Raw genomic sequence first — 16127 nt, 5'->3', positions numbered from 1 at the left:
CGAGGTGCGCAGATAAAGAAGTGGCCGGTAACGAACAGCGCGTGGATGCCGCGGCGCGATAGATTTGCAGACATGACTGAAGCCACACCCGCCAGCGGCGCAGGCCGCGGCACCATTCTGGTACTCAACGGACCCAACTTGAACCTGCTCGGCACCCGCGAGCCGGAGAAATACGGGACGGCGACCCTGGCCGACGTCGAACAGCTCGCCAAGGACGCCGGCGCAGCACACGGCATGGACGTCGAGTGCTTCCAGTCCAACCACGAGGGTGCACTGGTGGACGCCATCCACGCCGCACGCGGGAAGGCGGTGGGAATCGTGATCAACGCCGGCGCCTACACGCACACGTCCGTGGCCATCCGGGACGCCATTTCCGCTGTTGCCCTGCCGACGGTCGAGGTGCACATCACCAATGTTCACGCCCGCGAGGCCTTCCGGCACCATTCCTACCTTTCGGACATCAGCAAGGCCGTGATCGCCGGCGCCGGGATCCTGGGCTACCGCTTCGCAATCGAATACCTCGCCGGACTGCACGCGGACAAGGGCTGAGCATGTCCCCCACGGGGCCCGCATCCCCGTCCGGGGACTCGGGCGGGGACTCTGCCACGGAGTCAGCCACTGAATCTGCGACAGCGCAGTGGTACCGGCACTTCGGCGCGGTCGATGCCCCGGGTTCCTCCCCGTGCTATGCCGCGTGGGCACTGGGGATCGCCGGTGACGCCGAGCTGATCCGGCGGATCGATCAGTGGCCGCACAACAAGCGGCAGCCGCTGCTGATGCTCGCGGCGGCCCGGTTCCTCGGCGCACAGGTCAGCCCCTACGGAGACTTCCGGGCCTTCCTGGCCGATCACTGGGCCGAAGTCGCGGAAATAGTTCTCTCGCGGTCCACCCAGACGAACGAGGCCGGACGCTGCGCCACACTGTTGCCGTCACTCGCCCAAATTTCGGCCGTTGAGGGCCGTCCGTTGGCCCTCATCGAGGCGGGCGCCTCGGCCGGGCTGGCTTTGTTCCCTGACCGCTACGGCTACGAGTTTGTCCGTGCACGGGCCGACGGCGGCGCGGCGGGCAACGCTGTCGACGACGGCGCGGCGGAATCGGGCGCCAGCCGGGGGGACGCGGACCCGGCGGAGGTCGCTGAACCAGAGACGACACGGCTGATTCCGGCCGGCGCCACGCCCGGCACGTTTCCGGTCCTGCGCTGCGTCACCTCGGGCCCGGTACCACTGCCGGCGCAAACCCCCCTGGTGGCCTGGCGAGCCGGTATCGATCTCAACCCCCTGGACGTCCGCAACCCGGACGACGTCGCCTGGCTCGAAGCCCTCGTCTGGCCGGAGCAGGAGTTCCGGCTCGAACGGTTCCGCCAGGCGATCGCAATCGCCCAGGAACACCCGCCGCTGCTGGAGGCAGGCGACCTCAATGAACTACTCGTGGACCTCGTCGGCCGCGCCCCGGCCGACGCAGCCTTGGTGGTGTTCCACAGCGCCGTGATGGGATACCTGGATGCCAGCGGACGCTCCCAGTTCCGGCGCACCATGGCGGATCTTGCGGCGGAGCGGGGCTGCCACTGGCTCTCGAACGAAGGGCACACGGTGATTGCGCAGGCCGACGGGTCCAATGTGGTCCCGGAAATGGACGACGCCCGGCTCCGCGGCCGGTTCCTTTTACTGCAGGACGGCCAGCCAGCGGCCATCACCGGCCCGCACGGGCAGAGCTTGGAGTGGCTTTAGCCGTGGCTTAGGCGTAGCTCTGGCCGGCGCCACGCCCGGCTATTTCTTGATGCACTGTCCAGACGAGACAGCACTGCCCAGACCCGGCGCCTGGGCAGCGACCGGGCTGAGGTCAGCCATGGTGATCGCAAATCCGAGTGAGGACTCCGATGTGGCCTTAGCAAAAACCACCCCCGCCACCTGCCCGTCCATGGTCAGGAGCGGGCCGCCGGAGTTGCCCGGCTGCACGTCACCGGCCAGCCGGTACACATCCTCGGGTGACGCATTTTTGCCGTAGATGTCTGGGACCAGCACGGTGGCGATGTCCTGCACCGTGGCCGGCTTGGACTGGAAGGGCCCGCCGTGCGGATAACCGGCGAAGGCCGCGGCGCTGCCGGACGGCAGGTCAGCGGCCAGCGCTAGGGGTTCCGAGCGCAGGCCGTCCACCGCCACAACGGCGAGGTCGTGCTGGGAGTCAAAGTAGACGACGCGCCCGGGCAGTGCGCGGCCGCCGGGCGTTTCCACCACCGGCTCGTCGACTCCGGCGACCACGTGGGCGTTGGTCACCACCCGCCCGGGGGCGACCACAAAGCCTGTTCCGGTCTGGTTCTGGCCACACTGGTAGGCAGTTCCGGCGATCTTAAGTACAGACGCAGCGGCCTTGTTCAGCGCCGGCGTATCCGTGCTGGTGTTCGGGATGGCAACGGGCCGGCTCTGGCCGAAGCCGTCCAGCAGGGTGGGGATGCCGTCGCCCATCACGGCAGAGCGCAGCTGCGCCATCGATGCCTTGACCGGCGTGGGCGTCGCGCCGTCGATGAACCTGATGACCTTGGACTCCGCGAGCTGCTCCGACACGAACGGCACGCCCAGGGCCCCGATGCTGAACGCCAGCATCGACATCACGAGGGCGGACACCACCACGTTCACGCCCCCGCCCACAAGACGGTCTACCGCGCGCAGGGGGCTGAACGGGACCACGCTGCGGATTTGCCGCCCGATCATGGTGCCGAGGCCGTTCCCCACGATCATGAGCAGGACGGCGGTGGCAACGATTGCTGTCAGGCGCCAGCCGCTGTCCTCTACCAAGCCGCTGACGATGGGAACGGAGACGAAGGCGGCGACGGCACCGGCAGCGAATCCCGCGATGCCGCCGAGCGTCACAAGGAAGCCGTTGCGAAGACCGTGGATAAGGTAGGACAAGAGCGCCACAACCAACGCCACGTCCAAAATGGTCAGGCCAAACACCGGGGCTCCTTACAGACAGTTCAGCGACGATTGTACCGGTGTAAGCTGAACGTTTGCCGACCGGCCGTTAGCCTGCGCAGGGATCTGCGCGGACTTCCCGAGCCGTGCGCATTCGGCCCCTTCGGGCGTTTCAGTGCCAACTACGTCACAGAAGCTCCAAAATTCTGAAAGAATGGCTGAAGCGCCCCAGCCGACACAGCTAGTCAGGAGATTTCATGGATATCGAGGTATTGCGCCGCGCCCCCCTTTTCGCCACGCTCGACGACGAGGCGTTCCGTCTGCTGACGGACGAACTTACCGAGGTGGACCTTTCACGCGGTGCCTCGGTATTCCGGGAAGGCGATCAGGGTGACCAGCTTTACTTCATCGTCTCCGGCAAGGTGAAGCTCGGCCGCACGTCGCCGGACGGCCGCGAGTCACTGCTGGCCATCCTCGGCCCGGGCGAACTTTTCGGCGAAATGGCACTGTTTGACCCCAGCCCGCGAACGGCCACGGCAACTGCCGTTTCCGAGACGCGCCTCGCCGGCCTGAAGAACGAGAGCCTCAATGCGCTGCTGCGCACCCGCCCGGAGGTCTCGGCGCAGCTGCTGCAGGCCTTGGCACGCCGCCTGCGGCGCACCAACGACTCCCTCTCCGACCTCGTCTTCTCCGACGTGCCGGGCCGAGTGGCGAAGGCGCTGCTGGATCTGGCCGACCGCTTCGGCCGCCCGGCGACCGACGGCGTCCTGGTCGCCCACGAACTGACGCAGGAAGAGCTCGCCCAGCTGGTCGGCGCCTCCCGCGAAACGGTCAACAAGGCCCTGGCTGAATTCGTGCAGCGCGGCTGGCTGCGCCTGGAAGCCCGCGCCGTCGTCATTCTCGACATGCAGCGCCTGCGCCAGCGTTCCCGCTAGGGATCCGAGCAGCAACCACGAAGGCCGGCCCCGGGAACGGGACCGGCCTTCTGTCGTTTTTGCTCGCCAACTCCTCCTACTGACCCGCTAGGCATTCCCAGCGGCCGCAGCGAGGACTGGACATAATGCCACTATGTCCACCCGCCCGGGCCAATGAAGGGCAAGGGCATGTCCCGGGCCGGCATACGGCAACGAGGAACATGTCCAGCTCCAACAGCGAGGACTGGACGTAGTGCCACTATGTCCACCCGCCCGGGCCAGTAAAGGGCAAGTCCCGGGCCGGCACACGGCAACGAGGGACATGTCCAGCGGCGCAGGGACCTAGCGTTCCCGCTGGGGTTCGCCGGCAACCGTCGTGGCGGCTTCAACTTCGAGCATGAGCCGGCCGTCTTCCTCGACGAGCTTGGGCTGGTAGACGTGGGCCTTGCGCTTGTAGCTGAGATAGGCGATGCAGCCGTTGGCTTTGGCCATCTTCTCGAGCATGATCTCCGAGCCGGGCACCAGGAGTTCGCCCAGGGTTCGGCCAACAGTGTTCTCCTGGCCCACCTCGTCGCCAAGAACGGTGGTGTCCCGCTGGTCCACGACTTTCCGGCAGCACACCCAGCGGCCCCACATACCCTTGCTGGCCAGCAGCGAGGGCTGCTGGTTCACGGGCACGGTGGCGGCGAAGTAGCGGGTATTGAACCGGCGGTGCGCAAAATCGGGGCTGAGCCAGTTCACCAGGGGCTTGAGCAGGTCGGTGCGCAGCGAGAGTCCGCGCTTGGCGAGCAGGTCGGTGAAGGATTTTTCCTGCTCTGCCACGGCCTCGCGGGCGCGCATCCAGTCGGCGCTGGAGGTCAGCTCCACCGTGGTGGACAGATCGGGGCCGGCCAGCAGGATGCCGGTCTCCTCAAACAGCTCACGGATGGCGCCGACGACGTGGCGGCGCGCCAGCCCGACGTCGGACGTTCCCATCTGCTCGGCCCAGTGCTGCGGCGAGGGGCCAAGCCAGCCGACGGCGTCGTCGTCGGTTGTATCCAGCGATCCGCCGGGGAAGGCGAGGATACCGAGCGGGGAGGACCCCGTCCGGTAACCGAGCCAGGTTTCCAGGCCTGTGGGCGAGTCCCGCAGGAGGATCACCGAGGAGGCCAGGCGGGGGGCACGGGGCATCCGCTCACCGTGTTCAATCCAGCTCCGGGCTGCTCCCTCGAGATCGGGGGGCAGAACAAACAGGCGACGCGCTAACTGAGGCAACGAAGTGACCGGCCTTCTAGGCGAATTCGGCGATCAGTTCGACTTCGACAGGCGAGTCGAGCGGCAGGACGGATACCCCGACGGCGGAACGTGCGTGCTGGCCGGCGTCGCCGAGGACCTGGCCCAGCAACTCCGAGGCGCCGTTGATGACGCCGGGCTGGCCGGTAAAGGAAGGGTCGGAGGAAACAAACCCGACAACCTTGACGATCCGCGTGATGCGGTCGAGGTCGCCGATCACGCTCTTGACGGCGGCCAGGGCGTTTACGGCGCAGACGGCAGCGTAGGCCTTCGCGTCTTCCGGGGACACGGTGGACTCATCGGCGGCGCCTGCTGCGCCGGCGGACACCTTGCCGGTGGCCTCGAGCTTGCCGTTGATGAACGGCAGCTGCCCGGACGTGTAGACGTGGTTGCCGGAAATGACGGCCGGAACATACGCCGCGACCGGGGCCGCGACGTCAGGGAGCGTCAGGCCCAGCTCCGCTAGGCGCTGTTCGACGGCGGACGACGCGCCGGTGGCCGTCGCGGCAGGGGTGTTTTCGGAGACATTTTCCGCGCCCGCGGACGTGGCCGGCATGGCTTCTGAGGGGGTGCTCATGGCTACTGCTTCTCCCGCTTCAGGTAGGCAACCAGGCCGTTTCCGTCAGGGCCGGGAACAACCTGGACGAGCTCCCAGCCGTCCTCGCCCCACTGGTCCAGGATCTGCTTTGTGGCATGGATAATGAGCGGAATCGTGGCGTACTCCCATTTGGTCATGACATAAAGCCTAGTCGTTGCCGGTAAAGTGGAAAACATGGCGACTGGCAAGAACCCTTTATTTGACACGGCCACCACCCTCGGAAAGATCTTTCTTTTCCTGGGCGTGAGCGCTATTTGTGGCGTCCTGGTGGCGGGCCTCCTGGTCCCCGCGGCGGCCGTTTCAGGCAGCGCGGCGAGCGGTTCGATCCAGTTCTTCGACACCCTCCCGGCTGAGCTGAAGGTCGATCCGCCGAGCCAGTCGACCACGATCTTGGCCTCCGACGGCAGCGTGATCGCCAACCTCTACGCGGAAAACCGCACCCGGGTGTCGCTTGACCAGATGTCCCCGCACATCAAGGACGCGATCATCGCCATCGAGGACAGCCGCTTCTACGAGCACGGCGGCGTGGACACCACCGGCATCCTGCGTGCCCTCGTGAGCACGGCGCGCGGCAACAAGCAGGGCGCGTCCACCATTACTCAGCAGTACGTGAACAACGTCATCAACTCCTCGCTGGAGGCCGAAGGCAAGGGCGACGAGGTCCTCCTCAACGGCGTCAACAAGGGCGTCGGGGACAAGCTCCGTGAAATGAAACTGGCCATCGCGCTGGAGAAGAAGTTCACCAAGGAGCAGATCCTCGAGGGCTACTTGAACATCGTGTTCTTCAACCGGGACGCCTACGGCATCGAAGCCGCATCCAAGTTCTTCTTCAGCACCACGGCCAAGAACCTGACCATTCCGCAGGCTGCACTGCTGGCCGGCGTCGTGAACAGCCCTTCGTACTACGACCCGATCACTAATCCGGAGAACGCCAAGGTCCGCCGCGACCTCGTGCTCCATGCCATGCTGGCCCAGGGCAAGATCAAGCAGGCCGAGTACGACGCAGCGGTCGCGACGCCGGTGACGACTAAGGTCACCCAGCCCCGCCAGGGCTGTGCCTATTCGAAGACGGCGCCGTACTTCTGCGACTACGTGCTCCACCTGCTCCTGAACAACCCGGCTTACGGGGCCGACGCCGCCGAGCGTGAACGGAAGATCTTCCGCGGCGGACTGACCATCAAGACCACGCTGGATCCGAAGGCCCAGGCCGTCGCCCAGGGCCAGGTTGACGGGTCAGCCGGGGCGAATCCGGACAAGTGGGGCGCCTCGCTGGTGTCCGTACAGCCGGCCTCCGGCAAGATCGTCTCCATGGCCCAGAACACCGTGTGGTTCCCGGCGCCCGGCAAGTTCGACCAGACGCAGAACTTCAACGTTGACGTCCAGGACGCCAAGGGCAATGACCTCAACGGTCTCGGCGGCTTCCAGCCCGGCTCCACGATGAAGCCCTTCACGTTCGCGGAGTGGCTCAATGAGGGCAAGTCGATGAGCACGCGGCTCAACGGCGCCGTGCGCCGATACTCACCCGGCTTCCCGTGGAAGAACACATGTCCGACGCCGACGACCGACTTCTACGACAGCACCGCCGGCAGCACCGACCTGCAGAACGCCGACGAGGACCACTACAAGTACATGTCGGTCCTTGACGGCCTGGCGAACTCCATTAACACCATCACTTTCGCCTCCGCCGCACAGGTGGACCTCTGCGGCATCCAGCATGTCGTCGACTCCGTCGGCATTCACGGCGGCCTGCCGGACAAGGACAGCCCCAACCCCCAAGTGAACATGACCCGACTGTCCAACCTGATCGGCGCCACCCAGACGGCCCCGCTGACCATGGCCAGCGCCTTCGCCACCTTCGCCAACGACGGCAAGTACTGCGAACCGATCGCCATCGATTCGGTGACGGACGCAACCGGCGCCCAGCTGCCGGCCCAGACCGTCAACTGCCGGGACGCAATCAAGCCCGAGGTAGCCCACGGCGTCGCGTACGCCATGCAGGAAGTACTCAACCGCGGCTCGGGCTCGCTGATCCGGCCCCGGATTTCGACCCGGACCTCCTTCCCCATCGCGGCCAAGACCGGAACCAACGACAACAACAGCTCCACTTGGGTGGCCGGTTACACCAAGGGCCTGGCGACCGCCACGTGGTTTGGCGATCCTCTGGGTGACCAGCAGCGCGCCGGACAGAATGTCACGATCAACGGCAACTTCTACAAGGGCATCGATGGCTACATGATCGCCGGTCCGCAGTTCTCGAACTACATGGCCCAGGTTGCGCCGGCCTACGGCACCGATCCGTTCCAGGATCCGCCCTCGGACATGCTGTACGCCCCGGCGCCGCTAGCCCCCCCTCAGGCCACCATCCCGTCGGAGCGGAGCACGGCACCGGCCACTGAGCCGTCCTCGCAACCGTCCGCCGACCCGAAGCCGGCACCCACGAAGTCGTCCGGCAAGAAGTAACCGATGACCCTGGGGAACCATCTGGCAAGCCGCGTTCGAAGCATCGGACGCGGCTTCGCCGTGACCGCCGCGATCGGGGCGGCGGCTGGGGCTGCCGGCGCCGGCTATGGGCTGTGGGAGAAGAACCAGTTCGTGCTCAGGGAGGAGACCCTTCCCATCCTGCCGGCCGGGTTCGGCACGTTCCGGGTCCTGCACCTCTCCGACATCCACTTCGTGCCGGGCCAGCACCGGAAGGCCCGGTGGCTGTCGTCCCTGGCGCAGTTGAGACCGGACCTCGTGGTGAATACGGGCGATAACCTCAGCCACGCCAAGGGCGTTGACCCCCTCGTGGCGGCCCTGCGTCCCCTGCTGGAGTTCCCGGGCGTGTTCGTCCCCGGCTCGAACGACTACTTCGGCCCGAGCTTCAAGAACCCCGCCTCGTATTTGCGCGGCCCCTCGGCACAGCGCCCAGAGCCGGAGAAACTCGACTGGCCCCGGCTGAGGTCCGAGTTCGGCATGTCAGGCTGGGTGGAACTGACCAACCGCTGCCAGTCCCTGGTGCTGAAGGGCATGCGCTTTGATTTCTCCGGCGTCGATGATCCCCACCTGCGCCTCGAACGGTATGCGGGCTGGCCGCGCGGCACCAAGGGCCGGGACGCCGACCCGCACGTGCGCATCGCCGTGGCCCACGCTCCCTACCAGCGCGTCCTCGACCACTTCACCGAAGCCGGCGCGGACCTCCTCCTGGCCGGGCACACCCACGGCGGACAGATCTGCGTCCCGGGATTCGGGGCACTTGTCACCAACTGCGACCTTCCCACCTGGCGGGCCAGGGGCCTACACACTTGGGAAAGCAACGGCAGCACGACGCCGGTCAACGTCTCGGGAGGCATCGGCACCTCCCGCTTCGCACCCGTCCGCATCGCATGCCGGCCCGAAGCCGTCCTGCTCACGCTGACCTCCCGCGCCTAGCCAGCCCGCATCTCGGCTGGGCCGCCCTCCGGTCCGACGGGTGGACATGCCCTCCCCTCGCCGCGGGCGTTGGGCATAAACCCACAATGCCCACCCGCCGCGGCCAAGACTGGACATGTCCTCCCAGGGCAGGGCGCCAAGACTGGACATGTCCCACGGGCACGCGTCCCGCCGCCCGGACCCCATTGCGGATCGTAATGACTGGGCGAGATGCTGGAAGCGCTGGGCAACGTGTGAATCCGGTCACGTGATGGCCTAGGGTAGTTGCTACAGGAAACTACATTCAACGGTGCTATCTATGCACGGGCGTCTTAAGAAGCAGGCATGGCCAAGCAGAGTTCATTTTTCACCTCCATCAGCCGTCTCTACCCGCATGTCAGGCCAATCCTGCCGCGGCTGGTCATGGGCCTGCTCTGCGCACTGCTGGCGAGTGTCATGGCGCTGGCCATCCCCCAGGTGCTGCGCGTGCTGGTCAACGAGTCACTGGAGCCTGGCGGCAGCGCGGAAGCCGTCTGGGGCGCCTCGATCCTGATCCTGGTCCTCGGCATCGCCGAGGCAGGCCTCGTGGCCCTGCGGCGGCAGTTCGTCATCAATCCGGCCACCACGGTCGAGACCCGGATGCGGGTCTCCCTCTACGGGCACCTTCAGGACCTCACCGTCTCCTTCCATGACCGCTGGGGCTCCGGGCAGCTGCTCTCCCGGGCCATGACGGACCTGAACTTCCTGCGCCGCTGGATGGCCTTCGGCGCCATCATGCTGGTGGTCACCACGCTCACCGTGGTGATCGGCGTCGCGGTGATGTTCTCCATGAGCTGGCAGCTGGCCCTGATCTTCCTGGCCGCCGCCGTGCCGATCATGATCTACGGATTCCGGTTCCGCACCCGGTTCAGCAAGGTGGCCCGCCGCAGCCAGGACCAGGCCGGGGACCTCGCCACGACGGTCGAGGAATCCGTCCACGGCATCCGCGTCCTGAAGGCCTTCGGCCGCAGCCGCGAGGCGCTGGAGAACTTCAACGAACAGGCCGAGGAACTCCGGCAAACAGAGATCGCCAAGGCCAAGCACCTGGCCACCTTCAGCCTGGTGGTGACGCTCCTGCCCGAACTCGCGCTCGGCGCCGGCCTCGTCGTCGGCATCCTGCTGGCCTCCACGGATCAGCTCTCCATCGGGTCCCTCGTGGCCTTCTTCGCCACCGCCGCCGTGGTTGCCGCGCCGGTCGAGTTCTGCGGCATGCTGCTGGCGATGGCCCTCACAGCGAAGTCCGCGGTGGACCGGCACTTCGAGGTAATGGACGCGCAGAACACGATCACCAGCCCGGACCAGCCCCGCCGGCCGGCCGGGCTCAGCGGCGCCCTCAGCTTCCGCAATGCCTCGTTCGCGTACGAGGACGCCCCGGACAAACCAATCCTCAAGAACATCACGCTGGACATCCGGCCCGGCGAAACGATGGCTCTCGTGGGCATCACGGGCGGCGGCAAGAGCGCGCTGCTGCAGCTGGTCCCCCGCCTTTACGACGTCACCGGCGGTTCCATCACCATCGACGGCGTGGACCTTCGTGAGTTCGGGGTGGAGGAGCTGCGCACCGTGGTCGCCGTGGCATTCGAAGACACCACGCTGTTCTCCAGCTCCGTCCGGGAGAATGTCCTGCTCGGCGCGCCCGACGCCGGGTCGGCGGAGGGCCGCGACGCGGCCTTGGAGGAAGCCCTCGACGTCGCCCAGGCCCACTTCGCCTATTCCCTGCCGCACGGGGTGGACACCCTGATCGGCGAGGAGGGCCTCAGCCTCTCCGGCGGCCAGCGCCAGCGCATCGCCCTTGCCCGCGCCATTGCCGCGAAACCGGCCGTTCTGGTCCTGGACGACCCGCTCTCGGCCCTGGACGTGAACACCGAAGTACTCGTCGAGGCCAGGCTGCGCCAGGTCCTCGCGGACACCACCACGCTGATCGTGGCCCACCGGCACTCCACGGTGGCCCTAGCCGACCGGGTGGCCCTGCTCGAGGACGGCCGGATCGCCGCCGTCGGAACACACGCGGAACTGCTCGCCCAGAACAGCCACTACCGCTACGTGATCGCCAGCCTGGACGCGGAACCGCGGGACCTGGATTCAGAATTGTCCGCCCTCGAGGACCAGTCCGAGGAGATTTCCCGATGAGCAGCGCAACGTTCGGCACCGCCAACGAGGACAACGCCCACCTCAGCAGGAACGAGAGCAAGGCCGTGCGGCGGCGCTCCCTGACCCTTCTGGGCTCCCTGATCCGGCCCGTCCGGGCCCGCTTCTGGCTCACGATCGGCGCCGTCGTCCTCTCCCAGGCCGCCCGCGTGGCCGGACCGGCGCTGATCGCCTTCGGGATCGACCACGCCTTGCCGGCCGTGCGCGCAGGCGACAGCCTTCCCCTCGTGTTCGCCGGGGCCGCCTACCTTGCCGCGGCCGTCGTGGCGGCCGGGCTGACGGCCCTGTACGTGACCTCTACGGCGCGGCTCAGCCAGGCGATGCTGCTGGACCTCCGCGTCCGGGTCTTCCGCCACACGCAGCGGCTGAGCCTGGAATTCCACGAGAAATACACTTCCGGCCGCATCATCGCACGGCAGACCTCGGACCTGGAGGCCCTGCGCGAACTCCTGGATTCCGGCGTGAGCTCGCTGGCCTCGGGCATGCTGTTCATGGCGTTTACGGCCGTGACGGTGTTCGCCCTGGACTGGCGCACCGGGGTGCTGGTGCTGGCCGCGGGGGTGCCGATGTATTTCCTGGCCCGCTGGTACCAGAAGCACTCACAGATCGCCTTCCGCGAATCCCGGGTGGTCTCGGCCCGGCTGATCGTTCACTTCGTGGAGACCATGACCGGCATCCGAGCCGTGAAGGCATTCCGGAAGGAACGCGAGAATGCCGCACGCTACGCCGACCTGTCGGAGGACTACCGCCGCGCGACCGTCCGCTCCATCAACCTCAACGGCATCTTCCAGCCAGGGCTGGTCCTGATCGGGAACGTGTGCGTGGCCCTCGTGCTGCTCACGGGCGGTTTCCGGGTCCTCAGCGGCGACCTAGAGGTCGGCGTACTCCTGGCCCTCATCCTGTCCACCAAGCGCTTCTTCCAGCCGGTGGACCAGATGGCGATGTTCTACAACTCCTTCCAAAGTGCCCAGGCCGCGCTGGAAAAAGTCTCGGGACTGCTCGAGGAAGTTCCCACCGTGCGGCCGCCGAAGACACCCGTGGCCCTGGCCCACGCGCGGGGCAGCATCGACTTCAACGGCGTCGAATTCCGCTACGGCGACGGCCCGGTGATCATCCCGCGGCTGGACCTGCACATCCCCGCCGGCCAGACGGTCGCGCTGGTCGGGCAGACCGGCGCCGGCAAGTCCACCCTCGCGAAGCTGATCGCCCGCTTCTACGACGTCTCCGACGGTTCCCTGACGCTCGACGGCGTGGACTTGCGCCAGCTCACCACCGAGGACCTGCGCCGGAACGTTGTCATGGTCACCCAGGAGGCCTTCCTGTTCAGCGGTTCCGTGGCGGACAACATCGCCCTGGGCCGGCCCGAGGCCACGCGCGAGGAGATCGAGGACGCGGCCCGGGCAGTGGGGGCGCACGCCTTCATCACGGAGCTTCCTGACGGCTACGACACCGACGTCAACAAGCGCGGCGGCCGCGTCTCCGCCGGGCAGCGCCAGCTGATCAGCTTCGCCCGGGCCTTCCTGGCCCGCCCCGCTGTCCTGATTCTGGACGAGGCCACGTCCTCCCTGGACATCCCGTCGGAGCGCATGGTCCAGCAGGGCCTCGCGGGGCTGCTGCGCGGCCCGCGGGACACTGCTACCCGGGACACTGCTACCCGGGAAGCGGTCACGCGGGAGGCCCCCGCAGACGCGGCCTCCGGCGCCGGGCGGACAGCGCTGATCATCGCCCACCGACTTTCCACCGTGGAGACGGCGGACCGGGTGCTGGTGGTGCACGACGGACGCGTCGTCGAGGACGGCACCCCAGCGCAGCTGATCGGCGACGGCGGCGCGTTCGCCCGGCTCCACGGCGCCTGGAAAGACTCGCTCGTCTGAACAGCCACTGCCGAGCCCGGCCGCCGGCAGGCCCGATTTCACATCCGGGGCCTTGATCGGATACTCTTGTGAAGTTGCTTTTGAAGCAGCGGATCGGGATGTGGCGCAGCTTGGTAGCGCGCGTCGTTCGGGACGACGAGGTCGCAGGTTCAAATCCTGTCATCCCGACCACAGATAAAAGAGGGCCCTCCACGCGGAGGGTCCTCTTTTGCGTTCCCTGCACTATTCAGTGTTCTGCAGCGGTTCTGCAGCGAGTGTCTTCCAGCGCCGGAGATCCTCCGGCCGCCGGGGACGCTGCCCGGACACGGCAACAGTGCGGCCCGGGGAGAAATCTCCCGGGGCCGCACTGTTGAATCGGGATTGCTATATCGGGATTGCTATATCGGGGCTGTTACATCGGGTCGGGCCAGTTGCCGACGTTCAGCGAGTGCGTCATCGGGTCGGGCCAGTTGCCCACCGCCTGGGCGGCTCGCATGGGGTCGGGCCAGTTGCCGACGGCGGCAACGTCTGAGACATCGGTCAGTGAAGCAGCGGACAGCACGGCCGGGGCCGCGGCGGAGAATGCCAGTGCGCCCGCCAACACGGCGCCGGCTGCAATCTTCTTCAACATAGAGTTCCTCAATATGGGTTGGGGTCCTTAACCAAGTCAGCACTACCCTTGTTGACACACATTGTAAAATGGTTTCCACAGAGACTGTCAAGCATTTAGTACAAAGAATGTCCGGAATTAGGAGGTATCCGTGGGGAACGGATTTGGGGAGAAGCTCCGCGCGGAACGTCTCGAACGGGGCCTGACGCAGGCGGAGCTGGGCCGTGACCTGTACTCCCCCAGCTACATCTCTCTGCTGGAAACCGGACGGCGCGAGCCGACGGCCGATGTCATCGAGGAGCTTGCCCGCCGGCTCGAACTGGCCCCCAAAGCGCTCGAGGCATGGAGCCAGCCAGTGTCCGTCAGCGACGCCGAATACGTGCTCGCGGGGCTCTATGCCCGGCAGGCCTGGGACCTCCGGGACTACCCCGTGGCTGCCGCCCACGCCGCCGCCGCCGCCAAGATCGCCCTGGAGGCCAAAAACACCAGCGCGTGGTGGAACATGACCTACATGCAGGCCGAGTGCCTGATAAAGCAGGGCCTCTGGCAGGAGTGCAAGGACGTGGTCCAGAACCTCCTGGACCACCCCATGGCCGCGGAGTCGGCCGGGCTCGGTGTCCGGGCCGAACAGATGCTCGCCGCAGCCTCGCAGGGGCAGGGCCAGCTGACCGCCGCCGTCGAGCATGCGCAGGAAGCGGTCCGGCTCTGCGCGGAGCTGCCCAAGGGCTCCACCATGATCATCGGTGCCCTCCGCGCCCTCATCGGCGCGCTGGCCGAGAGCGGCCGCCTGGACGAGGCCTGGGAGTATTGCCAGGCCATGAATGAGCAGATGGACGACCACTCCATGTCCCAGCTCGCCGGCGAGGTGGCCTGGGTGATCGGCAACGTGGCCTTCATGCGCCATGACTACCCCGAGGGAATCAAATACCACGAGCGGGCCGGCCGGCTGCTCTCCCCGGCCAACGACATCGATCTGTGGGCCCGGTTCAACAAGGCCTCCGCCGCCGTCCGGCTCTCCTCGGGCATCGTCGAACCCGAGACCCTGTCATCGATCGAGCGCGCCGAACTGGCTCTCTCGATCGTCGGCGGCAACAAGACGGACCAGCTCGAAGTCGCCTTCATCCGGGCCCGCTGGCTTTACCTCACCGGCGACATCGTGGCCGCCGTCCAAAAGCTGCGCGAGATCCATGCCGAGCGGGAGGTGCTGGCCCGGCATACGGCAGGCGAGGTCTCGCTGCTGCTGGGCAAGGCCCTCAAGGCTGCCGGGGAGTCCGCGGAGGCGCTGGTGTACCTGGAGGAAGCCCAGAAGGAGTTCAGCGCGGCGGGCGCCTCGGACCGGGTCCAGCAGGCGCTGGACGCCGTGCTCGAGATCAAGCTGGCCCAGCGGCGGGCCGAGGCCGCTTCCGCGGAAGCGTAGCCCCGGCCGGGCCCGCCTAGGCGAACGTCCGGCCGGTGAGCTTCTCGTAGGCCTCCACATAGCGGCTGCGCGTGCGCGCCACGACGTCGGCCGGAAGGGCGGGCGGGGGCGTGTCGGAGGCCTTGTCCCAGCCCGATTCGGGCGAGGTCAGCCAGTCGCGCACGTACTGCTTGTCGTAGGACGGCTGGGCCTGCCCGGGCTGGTACGTGGCCGCATCCCAGAAGCGTGACGAATCCGGGGTCAGCACCTCATCGCCCAGGGTGATGGCGCCGGTGGCGGCGTCGAGGCCGAACTCCACCTTGGTGTCGGCCAGGATGATGCCGCGGCCGCGCGCGATTTCCTCGGCCTTGGTGTAGATCTCCAGGGTCAGCCGGCTCAGTTCCGCCGCGACGTCCGCACCGACGAGGCCCACGACGGCGTCGTAGGTGATGTTCTCGTCGTGCTCGCCCACTTCGGCCTTCGCCGAGGGCGTGAAGATGGCGTCCTGCAGGCGCGAACCGTCAACCAGACCGGCGGGCAGCAGGATGCCGCACACGGTGCCCGACGCGCGGTACTCCAGGAGCCCCGAGCCGGTGAGGTAGCCGCGCGCGATGCATTCGACCGGGAACATGTCCAGTTTCTTGCAGATCATCGCCCGGCCCTCGACGGCGGGGGGAACACCGCCGTCGACCGTGGACGCGAGGACGTGGTGCGCGACGCCGAGCTGTTCGAACCACCACAGGCTCAGCTGGGTCAGGACGCGGCCCTTGTCCGGGATCTCGCTGGCCAGGACGTGGTCGTAGGCGCTGATGCGGTCGCTGGCTACCACCAGGACGCAGTCCTGGCCGAAGCGTTCGGTGAAGGCCTGGTCCGCGGGGACGTAGAGGTCGCGGACTTTGCCGGAGTAGACGTGCTGCCAGCCGGGCAGGTCCAGAGTCGCGGTGTCCAGGCCGCTCTTGGGCTGGGTCTCTGGTGTGGGCGCTGCGGGTTCTGTCATG

Annotated in this window: 14 protein-coding genes and 1 tRNA gene; 9 read left to right on the top strand and 6 right to left on the bottom strand. The window is 67.2% G+C overall.

Annotated features, from left to right (window positions below):
* Window positions 1–72 precede the first annotated feature (72 nt).
* Together aroQ and AC1DEM_RS11255 are read left to right on the top strand one after the other, a co-directional pair.
* Entirely contained in the window at window positions 73–549 is a 477-nt protein-coding gene (gene aroQ, locus AC1DEM_RS11260; RefSeq protein WP_476884446.1) for a type II 3-dehydroquinate dehydratase, read from the top strand.
* Window positions 550–551: 2 nt separating this feature from the next.
* Window positions 552–1727, top strand: a complete 1176-nt coding sequence (locus AC1DEM_RS11255; RefSeq protein ID WP_476884445.1) for a DUF2332 domain-containing protein — start codon at window positions 552–554, stop codon at window positions 1725–1727.
* 39 nt (window positions 1728–1766) lie between these two features.
* Here the strand turns inward: AC1DEM_RS11255 and AC1DEM_RS11250 are convergent, their stop codons facing one another.
* Window positions 1767–2951 carry a MarP family serine protease gene (locus AC1DEM_RS11250; RefSeq protein WP_476884444.1) on the bottom strand — a complete coding sequence of 395 codons (1185 nt, stop codon included), beginning with the start codon at window positions 2949–2951 and terminating at the stop codon, window positions 1767–1769.
* Between the two features lie 215 nt (window positions 2952–3166).
* On the opposite strand from AC1DEM_RS11250, the gene AC1DEM_RS11245 reads away from it, so the two are divergent.
* Window positions 3167–3844: a Crp/Fnr family transcriptional regulator gene (locus AC1DEM_RS11245; protein WP_011693220.1), complete on the top strand. Its 678-nt coding sequence runs from the start codon at window positions 3167–3169 to the stop codon at window positions 3842–3844.
* A gap of 321 nt (window positions 3845–4165) precedes the next feature.
* Here AC1DEM_RS11245 and AC1DEM_RS11240 read toward each other — a convergent pair whose 3' ends face one another.
* Genes AC1DEM_RS11240 through AC1DEM_RS11230 form a run of 3 tightly spaced genes read right to left on the bottom strand, consistent with a single transcriptional unit; the run spans window position 4166 to window position 5830 of the window.
* Window positions 4166–5077 (bottom strand): NUDIX hydrolase, encoded by a 912-nt coding sequence (locus tag AC1DEM_RS11240; RefSeq protein WP_476884443.1) that lies wholly within the window; start codon window positions 5075–5077, stop codon window positions 4166–4168.
* 16 nt (window positions 5078–5093) lie between these two features.
* Window positions 5094–5672 (bottom strand): RidA family protein, encoded by a 579-nt coding sequence (locus AC1DEM_RS11235; RefSeq protein ID WP_476884442.1) that lies wholly within the window; start codon window positions 5670–5672, stop codon window positions 5094–5096.
* A gap of 2 nt (window positions 5673–5674) precedes the next feature.
* Window positions 5675–5830 (bottom strand): DUF4177 domain-containing protein, encoded by a 156-nt coding sequence (locus AC1DEM_RS11230; protein WP_009359196.1) that lies wholly within the window; start codon window positions 5828–5830, stop codon window positions 5675–5677.
* 37 nt (window positions 5831–5867) lie between these two features.
* Between AC1DEM_RS11230 and AC1DEM_RS11225 the strand changes: the two genes are divergently transcribed.
* From AC1DEM_RS11225 to AC1DEM_RS11205, 5 genes are all read left to right on the top strand, one after another.
* A complete protein-coding gene (locus tag AC1DEM_RS11225; protein ID WP_476884441.1) occupies window positions 5868–8153 on the top strand; it encodes a transglycosylase domain-containing protein in 2286 nt (761 codons plus the stop codon).
* A gap of 3 nt (window positions 8154–8156) precedes the next feature.
* Complete coding sequence (locus tag AC1DEM_RS11220; RefSeq protein ID WP_476884440.1) at window positions 8157–9104, top strand: metallophosphoesterase; 948 nt, start codon at window positions 8157–8159, stop codon at window positions 9102–9104.
* A 324-nt stretch (window positions 9105–9428) separates the two neighbouring features.
* Entirely contained in the window at window positions 9429–11252 is a 1824-nt protein-coding gene (locus AC1DEM_RS11215) for an ABC transporter ATP-binding protein (RefSeq protein ID WP_476884439.1), read from the top strand.
* Window positions 11249–13144 carry an ABC transporter ATP-binding protein gene (locus tag AC1DEM_RS11210; protein WP_476884438.1) on the top strand — a complete coding sequence of 632 codons (1896 nt, stop codon included), beginning with the start codon at window positions 11249–11251 and terminating at the stop codon, window positions 13142–13144. The genes AC1DEM_RS11215 and AC1DEM_RS11210 overlap by 4 nt, the downstream gene beginning before the upstream one ends.
* Window positions 13145–13238: 94 nt before the next feature.
* A tRNA-Pro gene (locus AC1DEM_RS11205) sits at window positions 13239–13315 on the top strand.
* Window positions 13316–13535: 220 nt separating this feature from the next.
* Here the strand turns inward: AC1DEM_RS11205 and AC1DEM_RS11200 are convergent.
* Complete coding sequence (locus AC1DEM_RS11200; RefSeq protein WP_229995200.1) at window positions 13536–13754, bottom strand: hypothetical protein; 219 nt, start codon at window positions 13752–13754, stop codon at window positions 13536–13538.
* Window positions 13755–13884: 130 nt separating this feature from the next.
* Here AC1DEM_RS11200 and AC1DEM_RS11195 point away from each other — a divergent pair, with 130 nt between their 5' ends.
* A complete protein-coding gene (locus AC1DEM_RS11195) occupies window positions 13885–15150 on the top strand; it encodes a helix-turn-helix domain-containing protein (protein WP_476884437.1) in 1266 nt (421 codons plus the stop codon).
* Between the two features lie 16 nt (window positions 15151–15166).
* On the opposite strand, the gene AC1DEM_RS11190 is transcribed toward AC1DEM_RS11195, so the two are convergent.
* Window positions 15167–16126: a phosphoribosylaminoimidazolesuccinocarboxamide synthase gene (locus tag AC1DEM_RS11190; protein WP_476884436.1), complete on the bottom strand. Its 960-nt coding sequence runs from the start codon at window positions 16124–16126 to the stop codon at window positions 15167–15169.
* Window position 16127 lies beyond the last annotated feature (1 nt).

Source organism: Arthrobacter sp. 05T420 (genome assembly GCF_056396305.1).
This window is presented reverse-complemented; position numbering and strand designations above follow the sequence as displayed.